General features: G+C 59.6%; 23 protein-coding genes and 1 pseudogene. 5 read left to right on the top strand and 19 right to left on the bottom strand.

Annotated elements, in window-relative coordinates; translation table 11 throughout:
* Positions 1-249: 249 nt before the first annotated feature.
* Positions 250-1,191 (bottom strand): aldo/keto reductase, encoded by a 942-nt coding sequence (locus tag ACP26L_RS16055; RefSeq protein ID WP_426453972.1) that lies wholly within the window; start codon positions 1,189-1,191, stop codon positions 250-252.
* Between the two features lie 228 nt (positions 1,192-1,419).
* Positions 1,420-2,421, bottom strand: a complete 1,002-nt coding sequence (locus tag ACP26L_RS16050) for a Gfo/Idh/MocA family protein (protein ID WP_426453970.1) — start codon at positions 2,419-2,421, stop codon at positions 1,420-1,422.
* 123 nt (positions 2,422-2,544) lie between these two features.
* Here ACP26L_RS16050 and ACP26L_RS16045 point away from each other — a divergent pair, with 123 nt between their 5' ends.
* Together ACP26L_RS16045 and ACP26L_RS16040 are read left to right on the top strand one after the other, a co-directional pair.
* Positions 2,545-3,384 carry an AraC family transcriptional regulator gene (locus tag ACP26L_RS16045; RefSeq protein ID WP_426453969.1) on the top strand — a complete coding sequence of 280 codons (840 nt, stop codon included), beginning with the start codon at positions 2,545-2,547 and terminating at the stop codon, positions 3,382-3,384.
* Positions 3,385-3,481: 97 nt separating this feature from the next.
* On the top strand, positions 3,482-5,653 hold the full coding sequence (locus ACP26L_RS16040) for a DNA topoisomerase III (RefSeq protein ID WP_426453967.1): 2,172 nt from the start codon (positions 3,482-3,484) through the stop codon (positions 5,651-5,653).
* Between the two features lie 657 nt (positions 5,654-6,310).
* Here the strand turns inward: ACP26L_RS16040 and ACP26L_RS16035 are convergent.
* Complete coding sequence (locus ACP26L_RS16035; RefSeq protein WP_426453966.1) at positions 6,311-6,631, bottom strand: hypothetical protein; 321 nt, start codon at positions 6,629-6,631, stop codon at positions 6,311-6,313.
* A 10-nt stretch (positions 6,632-6,641) separates the two neighbouring features.
* Positions 6,642-7,544, bottom strand: coding sequence for a TIGR01777 family oxidoreductase (locus tag ACP26L_RS16030; protein ID WP_426453964.1), 903 nt, complete (start codon positions 7,542-7,544; stop codon positions 6,642-6,644).
* Between the two features lie 204 nt (positions 7,545-7,748).
* Between ACP26L_RS16030 and ACP26L_RS16025 the strand changes: the two genes are divergently transcribed.
* Positions 7,749-12,875: an ATP-binding protein gene (locus tag ACP26L_RS16025; protein WP_426453962.1), complete on the top strand. Its 5,127-nt coding sequence runs from the start codon at positions 7,749-7,751 to the stop codon at positions 12,873-12,875.
* A gap of 116 nt (positions 12,876-12,991) precedes the next feature.
* Here the strand turns inward: ACP26L_RS16025 and ACP26L_RS16020 are convergent, their stop codons facing one another.
* From ACP26L_RS16020 to purT, 8 genes and pseudogenes are all read right to left on the bottom strand, one after another.
* Entirely contained in the window at positions 12,992-13,819 is an 828-nt protein-coding gene (locus ACP26L_RS16020) for an alpha/beta hydrolase (RefSeq protein ID WP_426453960.1), read from the bottom strand.
* A gap of 33 nt (positions 13,820-13,852) precedes the next feature.
* Positions 13,853-14,194 (bottom strand): bacillithiol system redox-active protein YtxJ, encoded by a 342-nt coding sequence (gene ytxJ, locus ACP26L_RS16015; RefSeq protein ID WP_426453958.1) that lies wholly within the window; start codon positions 14,192-14,194, stop codon positions 13,853-13,855.
* A 64-nt stretch (positions 14,195-14,258) separates the two neighbouring features.
* Complete coding sequence (locus ACP26L_RS16010; protein ID WP_426453957.1) at positions 14,259-14,768, bottom strand: metallophosphoesterase family protein; 510 nt, start codon at positions 14,766-14,768, stop codon at positions 14,259-14,261.
* A gap of 180 nt (positions 14,769-14,948) precedes the next feature.
* Positions 14,949-15,146 carry a YiaA/YiaB family inner membrane protein gene (locus ACP26L_RS16005; protein ID WP_426454973.1) on the bottom strand — a complete coding sequence of 66 codons (198 nt, stop codon included), beginning with the start codon at positions 15,144-15,146 and terminating at the stop codon, positions 14,949-14,951.
* 42 nt (positions 15,147-15,188) lie between these two features.
* A pseudogene (locus tag ACP26L_RS16000) lies at positions 15,189-15,383 on the bottom strand (YiaA/YiaB family inner membrane protein); the annotation flags it as partial.
* A gap of 282 nt (positions 15,384-15,665) precedes the next feature.
* Positions 15,666-15,941 (bottom strand): hypothetical protein, encoded by a 276-nt coding sequence (locus tag ACP26L_RS15995; RefSeq protein ID WP_426453955.1) that lies wholly within the window; start codon positions 15,939-15,941, stop codon positions 15,666-15,668.
* An 80-nt stretch (positions 15,942-16,021) separates the two neighbouring features.
* On the bottom strand, positions 16,022-16,810 hold the full coding sequence (locus ACP26L_RS15990; protein WP_426453954.1) for a TIGR00266 family protein: 789 nt from the start codon (positions 16,808-16,810) through the stop codon (positions 16,022-16,024).
* A 110-nt stretch (positions 16,811-16,920) separates the two neighbouring features.
* Entirely contained in the window at positions 16,921-18,099 is a 1,179-nt protein-coding gene (gene purT / locus ACP26L_RS15985) for a formate-dependent phosphoribosylglycinamide formyltransferase (RefSeq protein WP_426453952.1), read from the bottom strand.
* A 202-nt stretch (positions 18,100-18,301) separates the two neighbouring features.
* Between purT and ACP26L_RS15980 the strand changes: the two genes are divergently transcribed.
* Complete coding sequence (locus ACP26L_RS15980) at positions 18,302-18,622, top strand: winged helix-turn-helix transcriptional regulator (RefSeq protein ID WP_426453950.1); 321 nt, start codon at positions 18,302-18,304, stop codon at positions 18,620-18,622.
* A gap of 477 nt (positions 18,623-19,099) precedes the next feature.
* Here ACP26L_RS15980 and ACP26L_RS15975 read toward each other — a convergent pair whose 3' ends face one another.
* Entirely contained in the window at positions 19,100-19,282 is a 183-nt protein-coding gene (locus ACP26L_RS15975; RefSeq protein ID WP_426453949.1) for a Spo0E family sporulation regulatory protein-aspartic acid phosphatase, read from the bottom strand.
* A 208-nt stretch (positions 19,283-19,490) separates the two neighbouring features.
* Between ACP26L_RS15975 and ACP26L_RS15970 the strand changes: the two genes are divergently transcribed.
* A complete protein-coding gene (locus ACP26L_RS15970; protein ID WP_426453947.1) occupies positions 19,491-20,189 on the top strand; it encodes a response regulator transcription factor in 699 nt (232 codons plus the stop codon).
* Between the two features lie 132 nt (positions 20,190-20,321).
* Here the strand turns inward: ACP26L_RS15970 and ACP26L_RS15965 are convergent, their stop codons facing one another.
* From ACP26L_RS15965 to ACP26L_RS15940, 6 genes are all read right to left on the bottom strand, one after another.
* Positions 20,322-21,053, bottom strand: coding sequence for a YhcN/YlaJ family sporulation lipoprotein (locus ACP26L_RS15965; RefSeq protein WP_426453945.1), 732 nt, complete (start codon positions 21,051-21,053; stop codon positions 20,322-20,324).
* Positions 21,054-21,168: 115 nt separating this feature from the next.
* Positions 21,169-21,675, bottom strand: a complete 507-nt coding sequence (locus ACP26L_RS15960; protein ID WP_426453943.1) for a hypothetical protein — start codon at positions 21,673-21,675, stop codon at positions 21,169-21,171.
* Between the two features lie 17 nt (positions 21,676-21,692).
* Positions 21,693-22,346 carry a trimeric intracellular cation channel family protein gene (locus ACP26L_RS15955; RefSeq protein WP_426453941.1) on the bottom strand — a complete coding sequence of 218 codons (654 nt, stop codon included), beginning with the start codon at positions 22,344-22,346 and terminating at the stop codon, positions 21,693-21,695.
* 6 nt (positions 22,347-22,352) lie between these two features.
* The gene (locus tag ACP26L_RS15950) at positions 22,353-23,432 is read right to left on the bottom strand and encodes a Gfo/Idh/MocA family protein (protein WP_426453939.1); all 1,080 of its coding nucleotides are present in this window, start codon (positions 23,430-23,432) and stop codon (positions 22,353-22,355) included.
* A gap of 100 nt (positions 23,433-23,532) precedes the next feature.
* A complete protein-coding gene (locus ACP26L_RS15945; protein WP_013916685.1) occupies positions 23,533-24,192 on the bottom strand; it encodes a response regulator transcription factor in 660 nt (219 codons plus the stop codon).
* Positions 24,182-25,588 (bottom strand): sensor histidine kinase, encoded by a 1,407-nt coding sequence (locus ACP26L_RS15940; RefSeq protein WP_426453937.1) that lies wholly within the window; start codon positions 25,586-25,588, stop codon positions 24,182-24,184. Before ACP26L_RS15940 ends, ACP26L_RS15945 begins: the two co-directional genes overlap by 11 nt.
* Between the last annotated feature and the right edge of the window lie 15 nt (positions 25,589-25,603).

Here is a 25,603-nt window from a genome sequence, read left to right as displayed (position 1 = left end):
GGTACATCGCCCCCTCCTTTAGGGCAGCTATTTTTTCCGGGCAGGGAAACCGGATATCCATCCTCAGACTCGGGTCCCCGGTGCCGTTCATCATAGACTTCGATATTGTACGGAGCGGCCACCTTGGCCAGGAGGTTCTTATAAAAGAAAACAGCAGAATCCCCTCACGAAAGGGTTTCCTGCTGTTTGGTTTCCTTCCTTCCTTCCATGCGTCCCCTCTTGGAAGATGAGGTGATGCTCCTTGATGCCTTATGCCCGCACCGGCGTGCCGTGCTCCAGCCACTCGAGCTCCTCGCGCGTCAGCACGATCTCCGCCCCTTGGCGGCACGACTCCAGCTCCTCGGGCGTCTGCGCCCCGATGAGCGCGCACGCCGGGAACGGCTGGTTGAGCACATAGGCAAGGGCGATCTGGATCGCCGTCATACCGCGCTCGGCCGCCAGCTGCTCCGCCCGCCGCAGCCGGTCCCAGTTCGCGTCGCTGTAGAAGACGCGGACGAGGTCGGCGTTGTCCCGCACCTCGGGCGTGAAACGGCCCGTGAAGAAGCCGCGCGCCTGCGAGGACCAGGAGAGCAGCGGAAGCTGGTGCTGCTCGTGCCAGGCGCAGTCGCTGCTGTCCGCGGACACGCAGCCGGACCAGAACGGCTCGTTCGCCTTGGCGAGCGACAGGTTCGGCGACGAGAAGGTGAACGGCACGAGCCCGTGCTGTGCGGCGTATTCATTGGCCTCCTGCAAGCGGGCGGTCGTCCAGTTGGAGCCGCCGATGGCGCGGATGCGCCCCGCCCTGATGTGCTCATTGAGCGCGTCCATAATGATGCCGACCGGTACGGACGGATCGTCGCGGTGCAGGGCATACAGGTCCACATAGTCCGTTCCGAGACGCTGCAGGCTCTCCTGGAGGTCCGCCTCGATCGCTTCCGAGTTCACCCGGGGCCCATCCTTGTTGTGATGCGCGCCCTTCGTCAGGATGATGACCTGTTCCCGGTTGCCCCGCTCCGCCATCCAGCGTCCGATCGTCTTCTCGCTTTCTCCCCCGCAGTAGATATAAGCCGTGTCGATCGTATTGCCGCCAATCGCGAAGTAGGCATCAAGGTTGCGGGCCGCCTTGTCATACACATCCTCACGGAAATAGTCGGATCCTTTGATTAAGCAGGATACGGGCTTATCCAATCCCTGAATCGTAATCGTTCTCATGGCTACTGTTCCTCCCTCGTATCATTCGGATATATCGTTTTGCGTTCCGTTGTGCTTCGCACAAAGGTCACTTTCAAAACGATATATCCTCATTCGGCAGATGAAAAACATAGGTCGTGCACCGCATTCGGACATATCGTTTGGCGTTCCTTTTGCTTCGCACAAAGGTCTCTTTCAAATCGATAGTTCCTCATTGCCGGCTGGACTTCCCTGCTTCCTTTAACCGGATTACAGCTCGACCCGCCGGCGTTCGCGCGCCGAAGTCAGGCAGGCGTCAACGACGCGCATTCCGTTCACCGCATCCTGCGAACCGAACGGCAGCGGCTCCCCGTACAGCACGCTGCGTCCGATTGCATCCGCCTGGAGCGCGTATTGGTTGTGGTAAGGCACTTCGACTTCACGGTGTTCGCCCTTCGCATGCACGAAGAAGTGATCCCTTTCGGTTCCATTGGTAACGAAGGCGGAAGGCACTTCGATCCGGCCTTCCGTACCGAGGATCTCGAGCACATTGCGTCCGGCAGCCCACATGCCGCAGTCGAAGGTCAGCGCGACGCTGTCCGGAAACTCCAGCAGGCCGGAGGCCATCATGTCCACCCCGTCATGCTCCGGGGAGAAGAAGCCGTGGACGGTCGCCGCTTCCGGCTCCTGCCCGAGAATATAGCGTGCGGCACTAATCGGGTACACGCCTACATCGTAGATCGATCCGCCGCCCATATGCTGCTTGTAGCGCACGTTCTCCGTATCCCTCGCGTTGTTGAACGTGAAGGCGCCGTGAATACCGCGGAGCTCGCCGATCTCACCGGAGGCAATGATGTCGCGGATCATCTTGTAGCGCGGGTGATACCGGTACATGAACGCTTCCGCAAAAATCACCCCGGCCTTCTCCGAGGCCGCCGCCATCTCGCGTGTCTCCTCCGCATTCAGCGCAGCCGGCTTCTCGCACAGCACATGCTTGCCCGCTTCGGCCGCTTTGATCGTCCACTCCTTGTGAAGATGGTTCGGCAGCGGGATGTAAACGGCATCAATGCTCTCGTCGGCGAGCAGTTCTTCGTAGCTCCCGTATGCGGTGGGGATGCCCATTTTCTCCGCCGTTTCCTGCGCCTTGCCGATCCCCCGGCTCGCGATGGCCGCGACCACGCCCGTCTCCGATTGCTGTGTGCCCGGAATGACCGCGCGTACAGCAATATTGGCGCAGCCCAGAATACCCCATCTGATCTTCTTCTCGCTCATTATGTTTCTCGCTCCCTCACCAGAATCTTAGTACGATATTGCTATTATAAAGAAGCCTCTTTAAAATGAAAATAACAGCTTTTTGCAGTACCCTAAAACAATATTGTCCTTAGGCGGTGACCCATGAAGCGGCAGTCGATGCTTCCCACCCTGAGCCGTACCGAGCTCATGATCCTACCTGAGTCCGTCGGCTGGTACAGCCGGATGCCCGACCACGAGGTGAGCCGCAAGGCGGGCGTGCTCAATAACTTCAGCATTCATATTGTGCTCGGCGGCCGGGGCTGTGTGGAATACGAACGGAGCGTCTACACCCTGCAGCGGGGTGACGCATTTCTCTACTTCCCGCTGACCGAGCAGCGGTATTACTCCAGTCTTGATGACCCGTGGGAGGTCCGGTGGATGCACTTCTACGGCAGCGGCCTGCGGGAGTATCTCCTGGAGCGGGGCTTCGGGCGCTCGCCGCTTTGGAAGCTGCGGCAGACGAAGCCGGTCGAGGAAGCGATGGATGCGCTCCTCGTGGAAGCGGAGACGCACGGCTTCCTTCAGCTGACGCGGCTCTCCACGCTGACTTATGCTGTGCTGGCCGAGTTTGTCAGTGAAGCGGCCCCTTGGTCCGATCCCCGCAGCGCCGAGCCGGGCAGCCGCGTACTGGATCTGCTCCCCGCCATGCGGACTGAGGCCTGCCTTCCGTTCGACTTGCAGGAGTGGGCGGACCGGGCGGGCGTGAGCACCTACTATTTTTGCCGGCTGTTCAAAAAGGCTACCTCGATGACGCCCATGACCTTCATCACGCTGAGCCGGCTGCAAAGGGGCAAGCAGCTGCTCCTCGAGCAGCCGGATCTGACCGTGAAGGATATCGCGGAGCAGACCGGGTATCCGAGCGTAAGTTATTTTAATAAGCGGTTCCTGGAGCAGGAAGGGATGACGCCGACGGATTATCGGCTCCTGTACCGCAAGGAGTAGCCCCGGTCGGGCCGGCTTGACAAACGAATTCCCAGCGTCAATAATGCCAAAGAAGCAGAAAAGCCCCATTTTTTGTCCCGAGAGGAGCACCACTCTAATGAAATCACTCGTTCTGGCCGAAAAGCCCAGCGTAGCCAAGGAAATAGCCCGCGTGCTCGGCTGCCAGCAAAAGCATAAACACTATATGGAAGGCCCGCAGTATGTCGTGACCTGGGCGCTCGGCCACCTCGTTACACTCGCGGAGCCTGAAGAATACGATCCGAAGTACAAAACCTGGAACCTCGAGGACCTCCCCCTTCTCCCCTCCAAAATGAAGCTGAAGATCATCCGCGAGACGACGCCCCAGTTCAAGGCGATCTCCCAGCTCGCCCAGCGCGGCGATCTGAAGGAGCTCATCATCGCCACGGACGCCGGCCGGGAAGGCGAGCTCGTCGCCCGCTGGATCATGGAGCTTGTCAGGTGGCGCAAACCTTACAAGCGCCTCTGGATTTCGTCGCAGACCGACAAGGCGATCCGCGACGGGTTCGCCCAGCTGAAGCCTGGTCCGGCGTACGACCCACTCTACCGCTCCGCGGTCTGCCGGGCCGAAGCCGACTGGCTGATCGGCCTCAACATCACGCGGGCGCTGACCTGCAAGCACAATGCCCAACTCGCCGCCGGCCGGGTACAGACGCCGACGCTGGCCGCGATGATGGACCGCGAAGCGCAGATCCGCGCTTTCCAGGCGAAGGACTTCTGGATGCTCCGCGCCCAGCTCGGCTCGTTCCAGGCCCTCTGGCGCAGCCAGGCTCACCCGGATGGACGGCTGTTCGACAAGGCGGCGGCCGATGCGCTGCTCGAGAAGCTGAAGACCGCCCGCTCCGCGAAGGTATCTGCACTGAAGGTGTCGGAGAAGAGCGAGCCGCACCCGCTCGCCTACGACCTCACCGAGCTGCAGCGCGACGCGAACAAGCGGCTCGGCTTCACGGCCAAGCAGACGTCGAACGTGCTGCAGCGGCTCTACGAGCAGCATAAGCTCGTGACGTACCCGCGGACTGACTCGCGCTACCTGAGCTCCGACATGGTCTCCACGCTGCCTGACCGGCTGAAGTCGCTGCTGGGCACACCGTACGGCGCTTCGGCGAAGGGACTGCTTGCGAAGCCGCTGCAGGTGACGAAGCGCATCGTCGATGACAGCAAGGTGTCAGACCACCACGCAATCATCCCGACGGACGAGCGGCCGCAGCTGCAGGCGCTTGGAGCCGACGAGCGACGGCTCTATGATCTGATCGTGCGCCGGTTTCTCTCGCTCTTCTATCCTGCGTTCCGCTATGACGAGACGGCGGTAACGCTCGATATAGCCGGTGAATCCTTCCATGCGAAGGGCCGCATCGTCAAAGACCAGGGCTGGAAGGCCGCCTATGACGGAAACAGCGCCCCATCGGAGTCGGACGATGACGACGCGCCGGAGGAGGAGCCTTCCTCCCTGCAGACGCTGCCGGCCCTGCAGCTGGGCACGGAGCTGAAGGATCTGCGGCTCAGCCAGCAGAAGGGCACGACGAAGCCGCCGGGCCGCTACACGGAGGCCGGCCTGCTCTCCGTGATGGAGAAGCAGGGCCTCGGCACGCCGGCCACCCGCGCCGACATTATCGAGAAGCTGCTGTCGACCGACACGATCGAGCGGCGGATGAACACGCTGCAGCCGACCGGCAAGGGCGTTCAGCTCATGGAGCTCGTCGTGCCGGAGCTGCGCTCCTCCGAGCTCACCGCTTCCTGGGAGCGCGAGCTTGAACGCATCGCGAAGGGTCAGGGTGACCCCGACGCCTTCATGGCCGGGATCCGCAGGCAGACCGAGGCGATCGTGCGGGACGTCAAGAACTCCTCGGCGGAGTACAAACCGCACAATCTGACACACTCGAAGTGTCCGGACTGCGGCTCCCCGCTGCAGGACATCAAGGGCAAGCGCGGCCGCATGCTCGCCTGCTCCTCGCGCGAGTGCAACTACAAGCGGGCAGCGGAAGCGCAGCTGTCGAACAAGCGCTGCCCGCAGTGCCGCAAGAAGATGGAGATCCACACCGGCAAGGCCGGCAAGTACGCGCAGTGCCGTCCGTGCAACGTCGTCGAGATGCTGAACGACACTGGGGGCGCGGGCGGCCGCGGCCGGGCGGGCAAGCGGGAGCAGAGCCGGCTCGCCGAGCAGTTCAGCGACAATGCGAAGATGCCTTCCGCACTCGAAGAGGCACTGAAGGCGGCGCTTGGCAAGGGGCTCGGCGGCCCGGAGGGCGAGTAAGTGCGGGTTCCGAGGCTGCTGTATTGATGAATTAACGGAACTACGATGCCTTATCTCGTTATTTCCCTTTATTTCCCAAATGATAGCGGAACTCAGATGTCTTATCTGCCTGAGATTCACCGCTATACCTCCTCATTCGCTAGGATAACGAACTTCAGTTTTACTTCAGTTCCGCTATTTCGAAAATCATCATGTGAAACTAGCACATAGCGAACCTCAGTACCGCTATTTTGCAAAAAGTCCCTCAACGCCCCAGCTGAGGAACACTAACATCACAAAGAAGGCCGGTTTCCCCACAGGAACCGGCCTTCTCTTTGTTCGTGCCCGCACAGGGGAAGTTCAATGCACACAGCAGCAGGCAAGGTGCGCAGCTAGGACTGGGTAAGACACTTGAGGGTCTGCCCCTGTTCCTCGTGCCTCCTACAGCGATTCTCATGGGCTCGAACGACCTCCGTTACAGACAGACCGATCCGCGGCACTGGCATCACACTACTCGTCACAGACCGTCCGATCCGCGTCACGCTAGCCACGCACACCACTCCGTCACAAACCGTCCGATCAGCATCGCTAGCTCGCACACTGCCCCATCGCAATCCCATTAGCCCGTGTCACCGCCAGACCACTACTGCTCCATCCCATTACACAGCCTCACAAACTCTACTCCCGTCCGGCCGCCGCCTGCAGCACCTGCTGCCTCACTTCCCGCTCGTAGAACTCGCGGAGCTGCGCCTTCTCGCTCTCCGTGAACTGGTACTCGCAGTCCCGGCCCTCATCCTGCGGGGCGATCTCAGCGATGTCCCCTCGGCTTGTGACGACGAGCAGTGCGCCCAGCTCGGTAATGCCCTCCGGCACCGCATCCGGGCCGGCCACGCGGAACTCGACCTCGACGTCGATCCACTGCTCGTCCCGTGACTCCACGCGGGCCCTCAGCTCCTCGAACCGGAGCTCATGAATATCCGTGCTTCCATAGATCAGCATAAGTGCAGCATTATCCTCCTTTGGCCTGCCGTTCCAAACGGCGAAGCGCTTCTTCGATTGTCGGATAGGTAAAGCGGAATCCCCGGCTGAGCGCCGCCTGCGGCAGCACCTTCTGCCCTTCGAGCAGCAGCATGGACATCTCGCCGAACAAAAGCTTCATGACCAGCCCCGGCACGGGAAACAGATAGGGTCTGCCCATGACCTTCGCCAGACTGCGCCCAAAAGCGTCGTTAGTAACCGGCTCCGGCGCCGTTGCGTTCACGGGCCCCTCCATTTCCTCGTGCGTCACGCAGTAGTCGATGAGCCGGATGATGTCGTCCACATGGATCCACGAGAGCCACTGGCGTCCGCTCCCGATCCGTCCGCCGGCGCCGAAGACGAACGGCAGACGCATCTTCGGGTAGGCCCCGCCGTCCCGTCCGAGCACGACGCCCACGCGCAGCATCACCGTCCGTGCGGCGGGCACCCGGCGGATCTCCGCCTCCCATTTCTCCACGACCTCGGCAAGGAAATGGTCCAGCCGGTGGGGGCTTTCTTCCGTGAAGGTCTCGGTATCCGACAAGCCGTAGACCGACATGCCTGAGGCACTCACAAGAACCGGCTTCTCACCCAGCCGCTCCATGATGCCCGCTACCCTCCTAACGGATTCAAGCCGGGAGCCCAGAATCCGCTCTTTAGCCGCATCCGACCATCGCTGGTTGATGGACTCGCCGGCCAGGTTGATGACCGCCCCCACGCCCTCCAAAGCCGATACGTCTTGTTCAAGTTCATGCCAAGAAACGTACTTTACCAGGTCATGGTCCGAAGACCGGGCCGACCTCGAGATCAGGACGACTTCCCATCCCCGCTCCGTATAATACCGGGTCAGATGCCCGCCGATAAATCCGGTACCTCCAGCAATCGCGACTTTCATCAGGCCTTCCTCCGATCTTTCCCTTCCGTCTTCCCCTCCATTATATCGGATCGGCCGGCGCCAAACCAACCCGGGCCGTACACCGTAACCCCTCCGGCACCGTAGAGATCGCCAACCAGAATCGGAAGGTTTCACGGTTGCTTCTCCTACGCAGTGAAAGTACAATATAAGGAAATGAAGCGCGCTGAAATCGGAGGAATTCTCTTGGTTTTACAATTGAACGAAGGCGCCGCAGAGCGGCTGGACGATACGGCGTCCGCCACATGGTTCCGCACGGAAGACAGCGGCGGACGCCGGCGGCTCGTCAAAGCATTGAAAGCGGAATACGGGACGCCGGGTGAAGTTCAGCAGCTGCACCTGGAGCTGGAGAAGGGCCGGCGGCTCGGCTTTCCCGGGCTGCTGCGGCCTCTTGGCATCGTCTCCTTCCGCGGCCAGCCCGCCCTGGTGACCGAGGAGGCGGACGGAGCCCTTCTCTCCTCCGTGGTCGGCCCCCTGCCCGCCGAGCAATTTCTGCCGCTGGCCCTGTCGATGACGGAGGCGGTACGCCAGCTGCATAAGCATAAATTCGCCCATACGGCCCTCTCGCCGTATGCCTTTTTCACAGAACCGGCCGGCGGACGGGTCCGCTTGACCGAGCTTCACAGCCTGGCGCCCCTCGGCAGCCAGTTTGACAGCACTGGGCCGCCCCATTCGGCCATTGCACCACCACCGGAGCTGAGCCCGTATCTGGCGCCGGAGCAGCAGCCGAACGGTGACAGCAGCGCGCGGACCGACCACCGTGCCGATCTCTTTGCGCTCGGCGTTCTCTTCTATCGGCTGCTGACCGGCATCCTTCCCTCACCTGCGAGCGGTGTCTCCGTTCAGGGGGATGCGCCAAATCCGCCGGCGCAGCTTACCGCTTCGGTACCGGAGGTCCTCTCGGCCATCGTGATGAAGCTTCTTGCCAAGCGGCCCGAGCAGCGCTATCCGAGTGCATTCGCTCTCCGCTTGGACCTTGCGAGGTGCCTTGAGCAGTGGACCGCCTCCGGAAGGATTGAAGCGTTCGGGCTCGGAACGGCTGCCGGATCGGATCACTTCGCGATCTCCGAGACGATCTACGGACGGGAATCGGAGCTGCAAGAGCTGCGGGACGCTTACGACCGATGCTTATCCGGCAGCCACCAGATCGCTTTCGTCTCCGGCCTCTCCGGCATCGGCAAGTCTTATCTCATCCATGAATTCCAAAAAGCGCTTCCGCCCGGCTGCGCCCTGTATGTCCATGGAAAATTCGACCAGTACAAACGCGAATCGCCGTATTACGCCATCCGCCAGATCGGCCGCCAGCTGATGCAGCACCTCCTCCTTCAGTCGCCGGAGGAGCTCGAGCGGCTGAAGGAGCGGATTACCGGCGCCGTCGGACCGAACGGGCAGATCCTTGTTGAGATGAATCCGGATCTGGAGGCTGTCCTCGGCAAGCAGCCGGCGCTGCCGAAGCTGCCGCCGGCCGAGATGCACAACCGCTTTATTCTGACGATCCGGCAGTATACCTCCGTCTTCGCCTCACAGGAGCATCCGCTTGTGCTTTTCCTGGATGATCTGCAGTGGGCCGATCCGGCCTCCCTTCAGCTCGTCACCGAACTGCTGCTGGAGTTGCCGATCCCGCACATGCTCTTCGTCGGTGCGTACCGCGAGCGCGAAGTCACCGATGCCCATCCGCTCCGCCTCCTGCTGGGCAAGCTCAGCTGCAGCCGGCCGGTGCCTTCGGAGATCCGGCTCGAGCCGCTGCAGGAGGAGCATATCGCCCGGCTGCTCGAAGATACACTGCAGCCTGCGGACCAGGATCCGCGGGAACTTGCAGGGCTGATCATGAGCAAGACCAAGGGCAACCCGTTCTTTACAAAGCAGTTCTTCCGCTCGCTGTATGACCAGCACCTGCTCCGCTTCGATGACCGCAGCGGCTGCTGGGCATGGGATACCGACCGCATCAAGGAGCTGCACATCACCGATAATGTCGTGGACTTCATGATCTCCAAAATCCGCCGGCTCAGCGAATCGATGCAGCATCTGCTCATGCATGCAGCCTGCCTCGGCCAGCAGTTCACGCCGGAGGTACTCTCCCTTGTGAGCGGCTGTGATGACGACAGTACGGCCTTGCTGCTCAAGAAGGCGGTTGACGACAGCCTCCTGCTGAGGGTGGTCGGCGGCCGCCGGGGCCTCTCCGCCGACGCGGGCATTTCGTACAAATTCATGCACGACCGCGTGTACCAAGCCGTCTATTCCCTGCTTCCCGAACCGGACAAAAAGCGGATCCATCTCCACATCGGCCGGAAGCTGCAGGCCTATTATTCGGAGGAGGAGCCTGACCTGACGGTCTTCGAGGTGGCCGACCAGCTCAATCTCGGAGCGGAAGGCATCACCTCTTCCCAGGAGAGGGAGGATCTGGCTCAGCTGAACCTGCGGGCTGCCCGCAAGGCGAAGGGCAATTCCGCTTTTGACACGGCTTACCGATACGCGTCCCAGGGCTTCCTTCTGCTCAATGAGGAGGCAAGAACCTCCCGCTTCGAGCTCGCTTATGCGCTGCGGCTGGAGATGGCCGAGCTCGAGTACTTGTGCGGTTACTTCGATGAGGCCAAAGCGTCCTTCGAAACCGTCCTCCGGCTCTCCCGGACGAAGCTGGAGAAAGCCGATGTATACAATCTCCTAATCATTCTTCATACCCACATCGGGGAGCACGAGGAAGCCGTCAGGCTGGGGCTTGCGGGCCTTAAGCTGTTCGGCCTGTCGATGCGTCCGAAGATCGGCAAAGGCAGCATTATGTGGGAGATGCTCAAATCCCGGATTCATCTCGGGCTGCGTTCGCAGGACGACCTGCTTGATCATTACCCGATGTCGGAGCCGGAGCATGAAGCGGTCATGCGCTTCCTGGTCAACCTGATCCCGTCGGCCTATTTTCTCAACGCAGACCTGTATGTGTACCTCATGCTCCGCATGTTCAATTATTCCCTGATGCACGGGCACTCGGACGGTTCCGCCTACGCTTACTCCACCTATGGAGTCATCGTCAGCGCGGTGTTCGGCAGGCTCCGGGCCGGCTGGGAGTACGGTCGGCTGAGCGTGCAGCTCAGTGATGTCTACCCGAACCCGGCGATCAAGAGCAAGGTGTATTTCGCTTACGGCGGGTTCTCGAATAATATCCGCGAGCATATCGAGGCCAATGTCGGGCATCTTCGCAAAGCGTACCAGTACGGCGTGGAATCCGGTGACCTTGTCTATGCCGGGTATTCGATCGCTTTCTCCTTTTTCATGCAGGTGCTCAAGGGCGATCCGCTTCCGGAGATCCTCCAGGAGTCGGAGAAGTACCGGCAGTTCGTTCATCAGGCGCAGGACCGGGACGTCATCTGGATCTATACGGTGATCCAGCGGTTCATCCACTCCCTGAAGGATATGGCCGGATCGGCGAAACCACAGCATCAAGAACCCCTGCTGCAGCCGGAGGAAGCCCAGGTCGTCCGCGGTCTGAGCAACAAAGCGGTAGTCCATACGTTCTATGCACTCCAGGTGCAGTCGTTCTATCTCATGAACAACCTGGAGGAGGCCCTGCGGATCTGTGAAGAAACCGATGCGAATCTCGGCCAGATGTTCGGGTTTCCGCACATTGAACTGCACCACTTCCAATACGGCATGGTCCTCGCGGCTCTGTACGACGGAGCAGGGAGTGCCCTGCAGCAGAAGTACCGCAAGCGAATCCGTAAGAGCCTTCGAATCCTGAAAAAATGGGCGGCCCATTCGCCCAGCAACTATCTGCATCTGCATCTGCTGCTCCAGGCGGAATATGACCGGATTCTCGACAAGCGCATGCAGGCCGGGGAAAAGTATGATCTGTCCATCCAGGCAGCAGCACGTTCCCGCTTTCTCCCGCAGGAGGCCCTGGCCAACGAACGGGCAGCGATGTTCTACCTGAGGGCCGGACGGCTGAAGATCGCCAAGGCCTACCTGCTCGATGCACGCAGCCTGTACGAGCGCTGGGGATCGGCCTGCAAGGTGGCACAGCTGGAAGCCCTCTATCCCGGCCTGCTCGGCTGGTCTTCGCCTGCCGACACGCATCCTGCGGCGGGCGGCTCGCTCCGAGTCGTCCCGCCCGTCACCTACCGTACGGTCTTCCACCACATGCTCGACCGCATGATGACTCTGGTGCTCGAGCACTCCGGAGCCGACAAGGGAGTGCTGATGCTGGAGCAGAACGGGCAGCTTCGAATTGAAGCCGAAGCATCGGCCAAGGAACCGCTGCGCTTCCTGCATTCCGTCCTGGTGGAAGAAGGAGCGGCGGCCGCGGTTACGGCCGTGGAATATGCCTGGCAGACCAGGGAACCCCTGCTGCTGAACGATGCGCCGGCGGCAGGCCTGTTCGGCAAGGATACGTACATCCGGGAACTCCGGCCGCAGACCCTGCTCTGTCTTCCATTCTCAAAGGGCGGGAAAATCACCGGACTCCTGTATTTGGAGAGCCGTACATCCCCCCCCGGGTTCCGCGAGGATCACTACGGCAGGCTGAAGCTGCTCGCCGCCGCAGCTGCCGGACTGATCGACAAGGCGCAGATCACAGCTCCGCTGGAAGCGAAGGAGGATCTGCTCCCGCAGGTGGAGGAGCTGGGCCTGGAGCCCCGTCTCCAAACGGTAGGCAGGACGTCCGGAGAGCGCACCGCCCTGGCTCAGCAGCTGTCCCGCCAGCAGTTCATGCGGAAGCTGCAGGCGATGCATGCGCTGCTTACCCTGCAGAAGACCGATACGGCGCTCGAAGGCATCGCAGTCTGGTGCGAGGAGCTGCTGCAGCAGGCCCTTGTAGACTCGGTCGCCTTCCCCGCTCTTCGGAGCCTGCTCCTTCCTCTGCTTCCGGCTTGCGCTGCAGCCGGGATCGAGCTGCAGGTGGACGGCAGGCTGGACTGCCTGTTCGAGAGGCTGAATCTGCCCCCCTCTTCCTTCACCGGCGCGCTCCTCCCCCTGCTGCAGTATACCGTGGATACTGCAGCGGCCGCAGACGCACGGCGGATCGTGCGTCTCACCTTGGGCGAGAGCGAGACACAGTACAGTCTCACTCTCTTCTATTCCGGCTCGGCGGCCGCACAAGAACCCCGGGAGCGTCCGTTCGAGAAGGGCTTCCCGCTCAGAGCCGAGGACTCCCCGGTGGTTCCCCTGCTCCAATCCCTGCAGAGCCATCTCCACCCCTATGGCGGAGAGGTCCAATGCAGGTACGAGGCAGGCAGGGGCATGATCTTCACTCTTCGTCTGCGCAAGCAGTCCGCCGGCGAACGGGCCCACAGGGAGGCGGCAGCTTCAGGGCTCGATCATTATTAATCCTGCTGCCTGGGCATCCTTCCGATATAAAAACAACAGCCCGCCGCGGTACCGGATCGCAAGAAAGATCCGGAAGCCGCGGCGGGCTGTTGCTTATCCTTTTAGCTGTGCGGGGCTCAGCCGATCTCCGCCGGCGCCTCACCGGCCGCAGAGCCGGCGAAGGAGCGCTCAATGAACGCCAGCGCCTCTGCCAAGTGGCCGCCGAAGTAGTCCCAATTGTGCTCCCCTTCGTATTCGGCATATTCATGCGGATAGCTGAGCTGATCCAGCAGGGCTTTGAAGGCGGAGTTGAGCGGGTACAGATAGTCGGAGAATCCGCAGTTGAAGTGAAGCTCAGGCCGCTGCTCCTCCCGCAGCCTGCGGGCTGCCAGCACATGCAGATCCAGCTCCCGGGCGAACGGGCCGTGCACCGGACCGACCAGACGGCTGACCTCGGAGCGCAGGAACTGCTCGGTCATCAGTCCGGTGGACATCAGCGCCCCGGCGATCGATGATGCGGAGCCGAAGAGCTCGGGATTGCGCAGGGCGAGCACGAAAGCGCCGTAGCCACCCATGGAAAGTCCGCAGAGCGCCCGCGAAGAACGGTCGGCAACCGTCCGGAACTCCCGGTCGATCGACGGCATCAGATCATATAAGAAATAGTCCTCGAAGCGGCCGGTGCCGTCGTACCAGTTGACATAGAACGTGCCGTGGCCGTAGCCTCCGTCGCTCGGCATGACTACAATGCTTTCCCGAAGCGTGCCGTCCCTCATCAGACGGTCGAGCTGAGCTTCCGCTCCGCCCTTGACAAGCCAGGACGTCTCATCCCCATTGAGACCGTGAAGCAGGTAGATCACCGGATAACGGGTATCCTCCGAAGCGTCATAGCTTGGTGGCAAATAGACCTGGCATACTTTACGGGCGTATAAGGCCCCGGAGAAAAACGAAAACGATTGAACGGCCATGGGCTCACTCTCCCTTGTTGGCTGCCGCCGGCTTTAATTCAGTACGGCAGTCAGATGCTCTTCGGTGATGGACCAGTGCGAGGTGTTCCATACCGTTTCCTTGTTCTTGATGTACAGCACCTGCGGAGAAGCGTGCTTCACGCCGGTTTCTTCGGCGATCTGGTTCGACACCGGACGGGATTCGATGACCTTCACGAGAATATAGTCCACTTCCTCGTTCGGCGTCTTGCCGAGATAAGCCTCGTATTCCTGCAGCGCATTGAAGCTCACCGGGCAGGCGGTGCTGTGCTTCAGCACAACGAACGGCTTGCTGCCGCTGCCCCCATAATACTGCTCCCATTCTTCCTTCGTCGTAATTTCCTTCCATTTCGACATCTTAGTTTCCTCCGTCTCATTTCTTATAGTTTATAGTATGTTCTGATGCGCAAGCCATCCGGGTTTACGGAGACTTGTCTTCGTAAGTAAAAAGCTCTGCGCTGACGCTCTCCCCAAGCGTCAGAATCCCGTAGGAGTACATCGGCTGCTTCCGTTTGTCCGTCGGGGAGCCCGGATTGAACAGCAGCTGCCCGCCGCGGATTTCATGAAAGGGGGTATGTGAGTGGCCGAAGAGAATCACATCCGCCAGTGACTCCCCCTCTTTGGTGCGAAATGCCGCGTAGGCGGTCTCCGGCGTGGACCGGCCCCCGTCCCCGTGAACGAGCCCGATGCGGTATCCTGCCAGCTCCACCACCTTGCGGCGGCCGAAGCGGCGGACAATCTCGGGTCCGTCGTTGTTGCCGGCCACACCGTCCACCGGGGCGATCGCCTCGAACAGCGCGGCCACGCGTTCATCCATCCAGTCGCCCGCATGCAGAATAAGATCGGTGCCCTGCAGGCCCCTCACCAGGGCTGCCGGAAGAGCCGCACCGCGGCCGAACATGTGGGTATCGGATACAACGCCAATCCGCATGGGAAGATCCGCTCCTTTGGGTTCAGATTCATTCTCTTATTTTACCATAGTCTCCGCCAAAAGAAAAAAGACCGTCCCTGCCCCTAGGGTTCCGGTCTTCTCCTGCCCGAAAGCGCGACGTCCGCCGCTGCCTTCCAGGGAAGTCAATAGGTTTGTCCGCGTCTTCGATCCTGCGGCTGCCTATTCATGCGTTTCGGGTTCGGCAAACATCTCGCTGTCTTCCTTGTTATCCCTTACCGTCTTCTGAAGAACGAAGGAGGACATAGTAAGGAACAGCGCGGTAACAGCGTAGTAGCCCTGCACGGAGAGCGGCTGCTCCAGGTTGACGATGCCGATGAACATGGCAAGAAGAGCGGTGGAAAAGGCGGTCCAGGACAGGAACGTAAAAGCGCCGGTGTTGCGCCGTCTGGCCTGTGCTCCGTCCTCCTGGTTGTCGCGGACGGTCTTCTGGAGAACGAAGGATGCCATGGTGAGATACAAAGCGCTTACCGCATAGTAGCCTTTGACCGACAAGGACTCCTCCAGGGTCGAGATCCCGATGAACATGGCGAGCAGCGCGGAGGCGAAGGAAGTCCAGGCCAGGAATGTGAATGCGGATGTGTTTCTTTTTCTCATGATGACAGCACCTCTGGTTTCGTTGGGCAGGAGCCTTGTTCCAGGTCCTGCTTCTTGATTCCTATTATAAAAGCGGCCGGACGTACCGGTAAGTACTATCTTAATATAGTACCTGGTCATAGCTTCAACTCCCGTATATGAGCCCCTTACCGCCCCTCCACGCCTGCTTTTTTTTCACATCCCGCAAAATAAGAAAACCCATGAGCTCTTATGCTCATGGGTGGTTCGCTGCCGCCGATGGGACTACAGTGAATCCCGCCGATTCGCGGCCTCCGGGGCAGGTTAGGCCGTCGGCACGCCGGTATGCTCCAGCGCCTGCGCCGAGATATTCTCTTTGAACTTGTCCATGCAGTTGCACAGGAAGTCCTTGCGGCAGATCGGGCACGGCTCCTGCAGCAGACGGGAGATGTGCGTCGCTCTCGCGCCGCCCGCCTCATCGGTCTCATACGTGAGACGACAGACCGTCCGGTCCTTCAGGCTCGCAACGATCTCGAACAATCCGTTCTTCGGATTGTGACTGACAACCTTGGCATCGGTGACTTGAGGATTGTATGCCATATACTTTCAGCACCTCTTTCAGGTATGTAATTCAACCGGCATGCGCCTCGCAAATTCCGTACACTAGATAATATCGTTTTTTAGCGGTCTCCGTCAAGCAGGTTGCCGAGCCCCCCGAGAATGCTGCCCTCTTCCTTGCGGCCGCCCGGTCCCGCTGCCGTGAGCACGCGGTCCGCCAGACGGCTGAACGGCAGGGATTGGATCCATACGCGTCCCGGTCCTCTCAGCGTGGCGAAGAACAGACCTTCCCCGCCGAAGATGGCGGTCTTGACGCCCTTAACGAACTCGATGTCATAACACACACCCTGTGTCATGGCTACCAAACATCCCGTATCGACACGGATCATCTCGCCCGGACGAAGCTCACGCTCGCAGATCGCGCCGCCGGCATGGACGAACGCCAGCCCGTCGCCTTCGATCTTCTGCATGATAAAGCCCTCTCCACCGAAGAAGCCGGCCCCCAGCTTGCGCTGGAAATCGATGCCGACCGACACTCCCTTGGCCGCACAGAGGAACGAATCCTTCTGGCAGATGATCTTGCCGCCGAGCACCGACAGGTCCATCGGCAGGATCCGGCCCGGATACGGGGAAGCGAAGCTGGCGCGCTCCTTGCCGTGGCCGCGGTTCGTGAAGAGCGTCATAAAGAGGCTCTCGCCGGTCAGCAGCCGCTTGCCTGCCCCGAACAGCTTGCCCATGAGCCCTTTGCCCTGGTCGCTGCCGTCCCCGAAGATCGTCTCCATGTGGATGTTCTGGTCCATCATCATGAGGCTGCCCGCTTCGGCGATCACGCTCTCACCCGGATCAAGCTCAATCTCGACGTACTGCATCTCGGAACCGTGTATCGCATAATCGATTTCATGTGCGTTCATTTTGATTTCTCCTCCTGCGCCCTTGGCTTGTGGAAGTCAATACGCACCTTGGGCCCCATGGTTTCCGAAGGGCTTTCCCAAAAACTCCCCTACGTCGTACATCCTTCCCCTTACGAGTACTCGATCCGCAGATGGCCCGCCGCTTCCTTGGCCAGCCCCCGTGCCTCTTCCACCGTCTCGCCCGTGCTGAGCGCAACCGCCATCCGGCGTCCGGGCTTCGTCTCCGGCTTGCCGAAGACGCGAACCTGCGTGTTAGGCAGCGAGAGAGCCTCGGGAAGTCCGCCGATGCGGAACGTCTCCGCGTCCCGGTCCGCCTTCAGCGTGTACGACGCAGCCGGCGTGAGCAGGCGGATCGTCGGCACCGGGAAGCCGAGAATGGCACGGACATGCAGCGCGAATTCGGAGAGGTCCTGGGACGCCATCGTCACCATGCCGGTGTCGTGCGGCCGCGGGCTGACTTCGCTGAAATACACCTTGTCCGGGGCGAGGAACAGCTCGACGCCATAGAGGCCCGCGCCTCCCAGCGCATCCGTAATCTTCGCAGCGATCTCCTGCGCCTCTTCCAGCTGCGCGGCGCTCATATAGTGAGGCTGCCACGATTCGATGTAGTCGCCGTCCTTCTGCACATGTCCGATCGGTGCACAGAACGAGGTGCCCGAGGCGGAGCGCACGGTCAGCAGCGTAATTTCGGAATCGAAGCGGATGAATTCTTCTACAATCACACGGGCCTTCTTCGCCCGTCCGCCTTCCATCGCCAGATTCCACGAGGTCTCGATATCCTCCGGCGTGCGGCAGACGCTCTGCCCTTTGCCCGAGGAGCTCATGATCGGCTTGATGACACAGGGAGTCCCGATCTCGGCCACCGCCGCTCTCAGCTCTTCGAGCGTATCCGCGAACGCATAGCGGGCGGTCGGCAGCCCCAGCGTCTCCGACGCGAGCCGACGGATTCCTTCGCGATCCATCGTCAGCCGCGCGGCCGTAGCGGTGGGGATCACCCGATAGCCTTCGGCTTCGAGTTCGACCAGCGTCTGCGTGGCGATCGCTTCAATCTCCGGCACGATTAGATCCGGCTTCTCCTTCTCGATCAGCTCTCTAAGCGCTTCCCCGTCCAGCATAGAGATCACATAGGACCTATGTGCTACCTGCATGGCCGGCGCATTCGCATAGCGGTCCACCGCCACCGTCTCCACGCCGAGACGCTGCGCTTCGATGATCACTTCCTTGCCGAGCTCTCCCGAGCCGAGAAGCATGATTTTATGGGCTCCCGCCGATAATGGTGCTCCGTACATGTAACTGTTCCCTCCATAAGCATCCCGCCAAAATTTGTTGCTATCGCAGTTATACTGCACTTATCCAACTTTTTCAAGGATAACTTCACGGTCTAGCCCGGGAGGCCTATGTATACTTACTAATTACAAGTATATAATAAGAAAAAAGCTAACATTCAAAGTGTGTTTTATGGTAAAATAGAGGCAGAAGAGGTGAAGTACGATGGCAGATCAACAACCGCATACCATGTGTCCCAAATTTGAAGCTGCTTTCGAGATCCTGGGCAAGCGCTGGACCGGCTTGATCCTCTGTGCACTGCTTGGAGGGCCGCGCCGCTTTAAGGATATATCCGAAATGATTCCCGGAATGAGCGACAGAATGCTGGCTGAGCGGTTTAAGGAGCTGGAGGCTGCGGGCTTGATTGCGCGGCACGTGTATCCCGAGACCCCGGTACGGATCGAATATGAGCTGACCGGCAAGGGGAAGGCGCTGAAGCCGGTCATGGATGCAGTACACCAGTGGGGGGAAGCGTGGGTCAATTGACACACGTTTCTTTTAAAATCCCGGTTTTCGGGGAGTTTGTAGGACCTAGGATATTTTGACTTTACGGACAAGGAGTTTATAATTAGAGGAGTTATGCATAATGATCCGGTTCGCTTATACAGGATATCGGATAATAATACATACGGCCCCCGCAGCCGGGACAAGTCAACCGCTCTTGGGACTTCTCTGCGCTATTCATCCAGAGGGCAAAAGAAAAAGACGATGCATGGTCGATCGTCCGGATGACATCCTTATGCTGACCGCTTCTGCAGCCGTATGCTTGACAGTACGCACGCACCTTATAGACATTAGGCATTCGTGACGAAGCACCTTTTCCGGAGCCGTGTTTCGCTGCCCTGCCGCTTGGACGGCAATGGGAAGCGGGAGCTCCCTCCTTCTTTTATTTCCGGCCTTACCGCGGTTTATACTTACAGTTTGTCCCAATCGCATCAAATATCGGAAGCCTTCCGGGGACAATTAATGAACTTTTTTCGTGGCAGCACGCTGATTCCGCATGACTTCTAGGATCAATTCGTCAAGCTCCATGCTCTTCCGGACGACATCCGGGTCGGTCAATGCGAAGCCATGGCCGGTCACCATATCGCTCAGATCATTGATACAACTTTGAATGCGGCGCTCGAGCTGCAGTTTCATTTCCATAAATAGATTCCCCCTGAGGTGGCATAATGGTTGCCTCGGGCTGACGTTCGTCATTGCGAACCACTATATAAGGCGCCTCCACCCGAAGGACTTTGGATACTTTGTATTATGAGGGGTAATCATTTAGAAAGTATGTTTTTCCGGACGGAGCGACTATGAATTTTTCTAACACTATTCTAAATATTTCAACCAGTTGAGGTGGCATGTCATGTCTAAAGTATTACTCGTGGAAGATGATCATAGTATTGCAGATATGATATCCATATACCTGAGCGAAGAGAATTACCATGTTTCCTGTGCGTTCGACGGCAAGCAGGCTCAGGACCTCTTCACTGAAGAAAGTCCCGACGTGGTCATCCTTGACCTGATGCTGCCGGATACCAACGGCATCGAGCTCTGCAAACATTTTCGCACGCTGTCGAATGTTCCGATTATGATCGTCTCCGCCAAGAACGAAGTCTCCGAGCGTGTCAATGCGCTGACGGTGGGGGCGGACGATTATTTGTGCAAACCGTTTAGCATGCGGGAACTGGCCGCCCGCACCTCCGCCCTGCTCCGGCGTTCAGCCTTCAATCAGTCGGTGAAGGCTGCTGCCGTAGAGGCCCCTGTTCCGGAAGAAAAGGATATTACCCTCGACCTCGAAAAGCGCTGCATTTATCTGCGCAGCCAGCCGATCGATACGACGTACTCCGAATTTGAAATTATGCGCAATTTCTGGCTTCATCCCGGTAAAGTATTCTCCCGCGAAGAGCTTCTGAACAAGATCCGCGGCATCGATTCGTTCGTTACGGAGCGTTCCGTTGACGTCCACATCACCAACCTTCGAAAGAAAGTCGAATCCGATCCGAAGGACCCTAAGTACATCAAGACCGTCTGGGGCGTCGGCTACAAATTCGAATTAAAATAGACGATAAACCTTCACCAAAGTGTATAGGGTCCCTTGCGCAAACAACGGACCGCCTTCCCATGCCGCAGAGTACGGCTGGAGGGCGGTCCGTTGTTTGGTTATGTCCCGGAATATTGCCCACGGAACAGCATCCTATCGTCTCGTATTGACGTTATCCGGGAATACGTGCTGCACCATGGTGCCGAACTCATTGATATATTGGGAGAATGTGCCCTTCTCCTGCTCTTCCTTGGCATAGAAGCGGATGCGCTGCACATAATTAGGGTTCGCAGTAACGAACACCTGCTGAATGGTAGGCGCGGCCCCCAGCACGGTCTTACGGATCTCATCCGTTTTGCTTGCGGAGAGACCTCCATCCTCAGTCCAAGAGAATTTGAGCGCGCTGCCGCCCTTGCCGAATAAGCCCGTCCCGCCTTGGGGCGCTATGGCATTCTTCATCATCTCGGGATTCGCCTCGGCATCCGGGCTGTGTCCCTGCAGCACAACCGACACATAGGCGTTCACCTCGGTCAGCAGCACCTGAGCCTCCTGCACGCCGTTCACGCTCTTCACGCGGGAGGCCAGATCAGGGGAGAAGCCCATCGACTTCGCTTCATGGCGGTTAGTCATATCGAGCTGCTGGCGGCCGGTGTAAGCCTCTCCTTTGCCGCCCGCCTCCGGATCTTCGTAGCGCTTCTTCACGCCCAGCGTAGGATCCTCATTGTTACGGCTGTCCCGGTCAAAAAGCTGCTGCTGCCGGTAATCCTGCAGCCCGCCGCCGGAACGGGAAGCTTCAGGCTTGTTGCCTCCGCAGCCGGAGGCGCTTAGCACGCAGGCCGTCAGCAGAGCAAGCAGCGCCGGTCTGCGGTTCATTGCGATGGTCATAGAGGTGTCCTCCTAAGGTTAATGCACGGACGCGCAAGGGCGGCCATCTTTCCCCATTAGGATGAATCACCAGCCGGAAACTATGCAAAAAAGTGAAGCATGCTGCGGTAAGCCCTTACCGGGAATCCCCGGATCCTTTGTCGAGCTCCTCCAGGAAACGCTTCACCGCTTCCTCGCTCACATTGCCCTGCCGCTTGAATTCGGCCAGCCGGCTCGCCAGATCAAGGCCGTAGGCTTCGTTCTCCGCTTCCTCCTCGGCATAGGCCGGATCAAACCAGACATAATGCCCTTCCGGGCCATTGCGCAGAAAGGCGCGCTTCCAGTGCTGCGGATACGCATACGGCTGTTCACTGAACAAGACCCCCAGCACATCGTCGGAATCCAGCGGCAGCAGCTGATGAAACACCTCTTCCCCGCCGGCCCCGGCTCCCGGAGCCCCGGCAAGGTTCCGGTGAAGATACGAATAGTGCAGATAATGCTCGCCGGTGAGCTTGTCCTTCGCAATCTCGTACATCTCCAGCTCATTCTCCTGCAGGGTACGGACTGTCTCCAGCCGCTCCTGAAGCTCCTGGCTTGACACCTGCCGGCTCTCGCTCCACGAGCGGTTTTCTTCCCTTGTCATGCCACTCTCTCCTTCCTTCAAACGCCCGACTTCGGCTCCCTCGGCTCCTGCTGCAGCTGAATCGTCCGCCGCGGCAGCCGCCATTTGTACGTCACGGACAGCATCCGCATGATGACTACGAGGGCGAACAGCAGCAGCAGCGCCCAGGAGCCCTGGAACCACCCCAACCCGATCATGAGTCCGGCGAGCAGCGCCCAGACGGCATAGATCTCATCACGAAGCACCAGCGGCTTGCGTCCTGCGAGCACGTCACGGATGATGCCGCCGCCGATACCGGTCATCATGGCAGCCACCATCACCGCACTGAGCGGCACGCCGTTCTTCGTTGCGTACAAGGCGCCCTGAATGGCGAACGCGGCGAGTCCGATCGCGTCGAACAACGATTCCCACGTTTTCCATCGCAGAATCCACGATACCGGGACAAGAAACACAAGAAAAGCCGATACTACGGCGGTCTTCAGAAACATGCCCTGCTCCCAGAGTGTCGTTACAGGCACGCCAATGAGCAGGTTGCGAATCACCCCGCCGCCGAAAGCGGTGACGAGGGCCAGCACGAACACGCCGAGAATATCGTATTCTTCCTCCATAGCAACGACCGCCCCCGAGATTGCGAAGGCGATCGTGCCGATAACGCTGAATAATTGAAGGTTAATCTCAAGCAGTGTGTCCATAAGTGATCAGTCCAGGTTCCAATCCAGTTGTACGACATTGCCGGTCCGGGAGGACTCGTAGATCGCCTCGAGCACCAGCGAGTTGGTCAGGCCCGACATCGCCGATGTGATCGGTTCGCGGCTCTCTCGCACACAGTCGACGAAATGGCGGCTCATCCGCACTCTCGCGCCTTCATCGTTCTGCGGGATGACAAGATCCACATCCGCCGTGCGGTCGAACAGCTCGGTATGCAGGGTGCCTTTGTCTCCTTGGAGTGATGCGCCGCCGTCCGAGCCCATGAGGTAGATATAAGGGCCGTTGTTGATAAAGCTCGTGTTGGCCGCCCAGGACACATCCAGAGACAGCGTGCTTCCGTTGTCGAGCTTGATCAGCGCGGTAGCCAGGTCTTCCACGTCGTAGAAGCCGTTCCAGTCCGGCTTGCCCCACGTGCCGATCCCCTTCTTCTTCGGTCCGAACTCCGCGTAGGTCGTGCCGAACACCGATACCGGCTTCGGGGAACCCATGAGATGCAAAGACAGATCGAGCATATGCACGCCGATATCGATCAGCGGACCGCCGCCGGCCTTGTGCATCTGGGTGAACCAGGTGCCCCAGCCGGGAATGCCTTTGCGGCGCAGCCAGCCGGTCTTCACGTTATAGATTTTGCCCAGCGCGCCCTTGTCGATCTGCTCCTTCACCTGCAGATTCAGCGGCTCCCAGCGCATTTGGTGCGCCATCATCAGCACCTTGCCGCTCTTCAGGTGGGCCTTCACGATCTCCTTGGCTGACGCCGCGTTCACCGCCATCGGCTTCTCGAGCAGCACGTGCTTGCCCGCGCGCAGCGCCTCGATCGCGATCGGGGCATGCGCTTCGTTCGGAACGGCCACCACGACCGCATCCACGTTCGGATCCTGCAGCAGATCCTGATAGGTCACGTGCACGGTAGGGATGCCGTACTCCTTCGCCCGGGCGATCGCCATAGGCTGATAGACGTCCGTAACGGCCGTGATGACGACGTCGGGCAGCTTCTGGAATTCCTGGATATGTACGTTACCGATATTGCCGGCGCCGATGACGCCGATGTGCAGTTTGTCGTTAGGGCTCATGGTTTTGCTTACTCCTCCGTTTGCCTGTGGGTTGTGGCGTTGGACCTGCCAGCGTGCTTCCTGCTTGTGCCAAAAACTGCTTATAACTATACCACAGCTTCTACAAGATGCCCATATCTTTGGCCTTCTGGGCCGCTTCCTTTGAGCTCTTGCCGCCGAGCTTTTTGAGTATGTTGCCGACGTGCACCTTGATGGTGCGGATCGACACGACGAACTTGTCGGCGATCTGCGTCTGCGTATGTCCCTTCTCGATTAGATCGAGTACCTGGATCTCGGTCGGCGTCAGCAGATTCTTGAGCTCCCTCACCCGCACCTCGTGCTCCAGCTGCTTCAGCCGCCGGAACTCTTCACGCATCTGCGCCGCTACACTCGGATGAATCGCGCTGCGGTTCGCATACGCACTGCGGATCGTTGCCGGAATTTCGGTGAAATTCGATTTCACCATATAATCGACGGCTCCCGCTTTGAACGCCTCGAAGATCATCTCCTTCTCTTCCATCGAAGAGAGCATGACGACGCGGGCGCCGCTGCACTTGACGATCTCTGCGGCCGCCCACAAGCCCTCCGGGCTATCGGACATCATGATGTCCATGAGCACGACATCGGCTTCCACCCGCTCGAGCAGCTCGACGCCCGCCTCCCCGGAGGAAGCGGTTCCGACGACCTCGATGTCCCCTTCTTTCTGCAGATAGCTCTGCAGCCCGCGCAGCCAATCCGGATCGTCCTCCACGATGACCACGCGAATGCGGTTATTGTCCATTCTCACTCGCTCCCTTCCGGCCTTCCGCAGCCCCCCGTCTCGGAAACTGCATGAACACGCTCGTTCCCTGACCCGGTTTGCTGTGGATATTCATGGTGCCTTTATGCTTCATGACAATAGTATAACAGTAGGACAGGCCCAAGCCGAAATTTAATTTTTTGCCGCTCTTCGTCGTGTAGAACGGATCGAACACCCGCTTGAGCTGATGCTTCTCCATCCCGGTCCCGCTGTCCTTGATCTCCACAACGAGCTTACGTTTCGTCTCGCTGAGCCGCACCGTCAGCTGGCCGCCGCCGGGCATCGCTTCCATCGCATTGGTGAGCACATTGGTCCAGACCTCCGTGAGCTGCGCCCGGTCCCCGGTCATCGTCCCTTGGTACAAGTACTGCTCCTGGACCAACACCCCCTGCGTCTCAGGTGCCAGCATGTCCAGGCACTGCCTGAGAATGCGGCTCGGTTCGAATTCCTCCATGACGAGCTCCACTTCCTGCGTCTGTCCCTGGATGCGGTAGATCATGTCGTAGATGTGCTGGGAGGCGGCGAGGATAACCTCCACGTCACGCACGAGATTCTCCGGGTCCGTCGCTTCGCTCTCCGCATCCGATTTGATCTTGTCCCCGAAGAGGCGGATTTTGCCCACATCGTTCTTGATGGCATGGTTGAGAATCGACGTTCCGGAAGTAATCGCACGCAGCGTATAATCGAGCTTCTGGTTCTGGATCGAAATTTGCAGGCCCATGAAGCCGTAACGGAACGATGAGCCGACGATGACGGCAATCGTGAACGCGATAATTCCGGGGTTGTACCTCCACCATTCATACTCCCCGAAGAGTGCTGGAAGCACATACAGCGTGAATAAGGCAAAAAAGAGCGTCGGCGCCGCCGCGGCGGTGGTGAGCAGCCGGCTGCGCCTCAGGAATGAATTGCGTTCCTTCCACGTCCCGGCGATCAGCAGGTAGATTCCGCCCAGGATATAGGGCACCGCCCAGAACAGTACGTAGCTGTAAGGGATCGGGGCATCCGGAGGCGCATCGAAGGCGAAGGAAAGCACCGGAGGCAGCAGCAGCACATAAGGCAGCCAGCGCCTGCGCTGCCAGGACCAGTACGGATAGTCCGGGAAATACACGATACTGAACATGACGAAGGTATACGGCAGGCCGTAGTAACACGTCAAGGATGAGAAAATCTCGGCCTGCGTAAGGAGCGGCGCCACATTCGAGGTCAGCCACCCTTTCGCGTAGAACAGCGGGAACAGGTCGTCCGCAATGACGGCCGACAGCCCGCCGCAGCCTCCGGTGAATGCGATCGAGGAGATCCAGCGCGTTGTGATACGCTTCGGATCCGTCACGATAAGCAGCAGGCCGATCGTCCAGAGGCCGATAAGCACGAACAGCATGGAACCACTTCCGTT

The sequence above is a fragment of the Paenibacillus sp. S-38 genome, from assembly GCF_049942825.1.
GTDB lineage: Bacteria > Bacillota > Bacilli > Paenibacillales > NBRC-103111 > Paenibacillus_G.
Note: the sequence above shows the minus strand (reverse complement) of the source record. Positions and strands in the feature narration are given on the sequence as shown.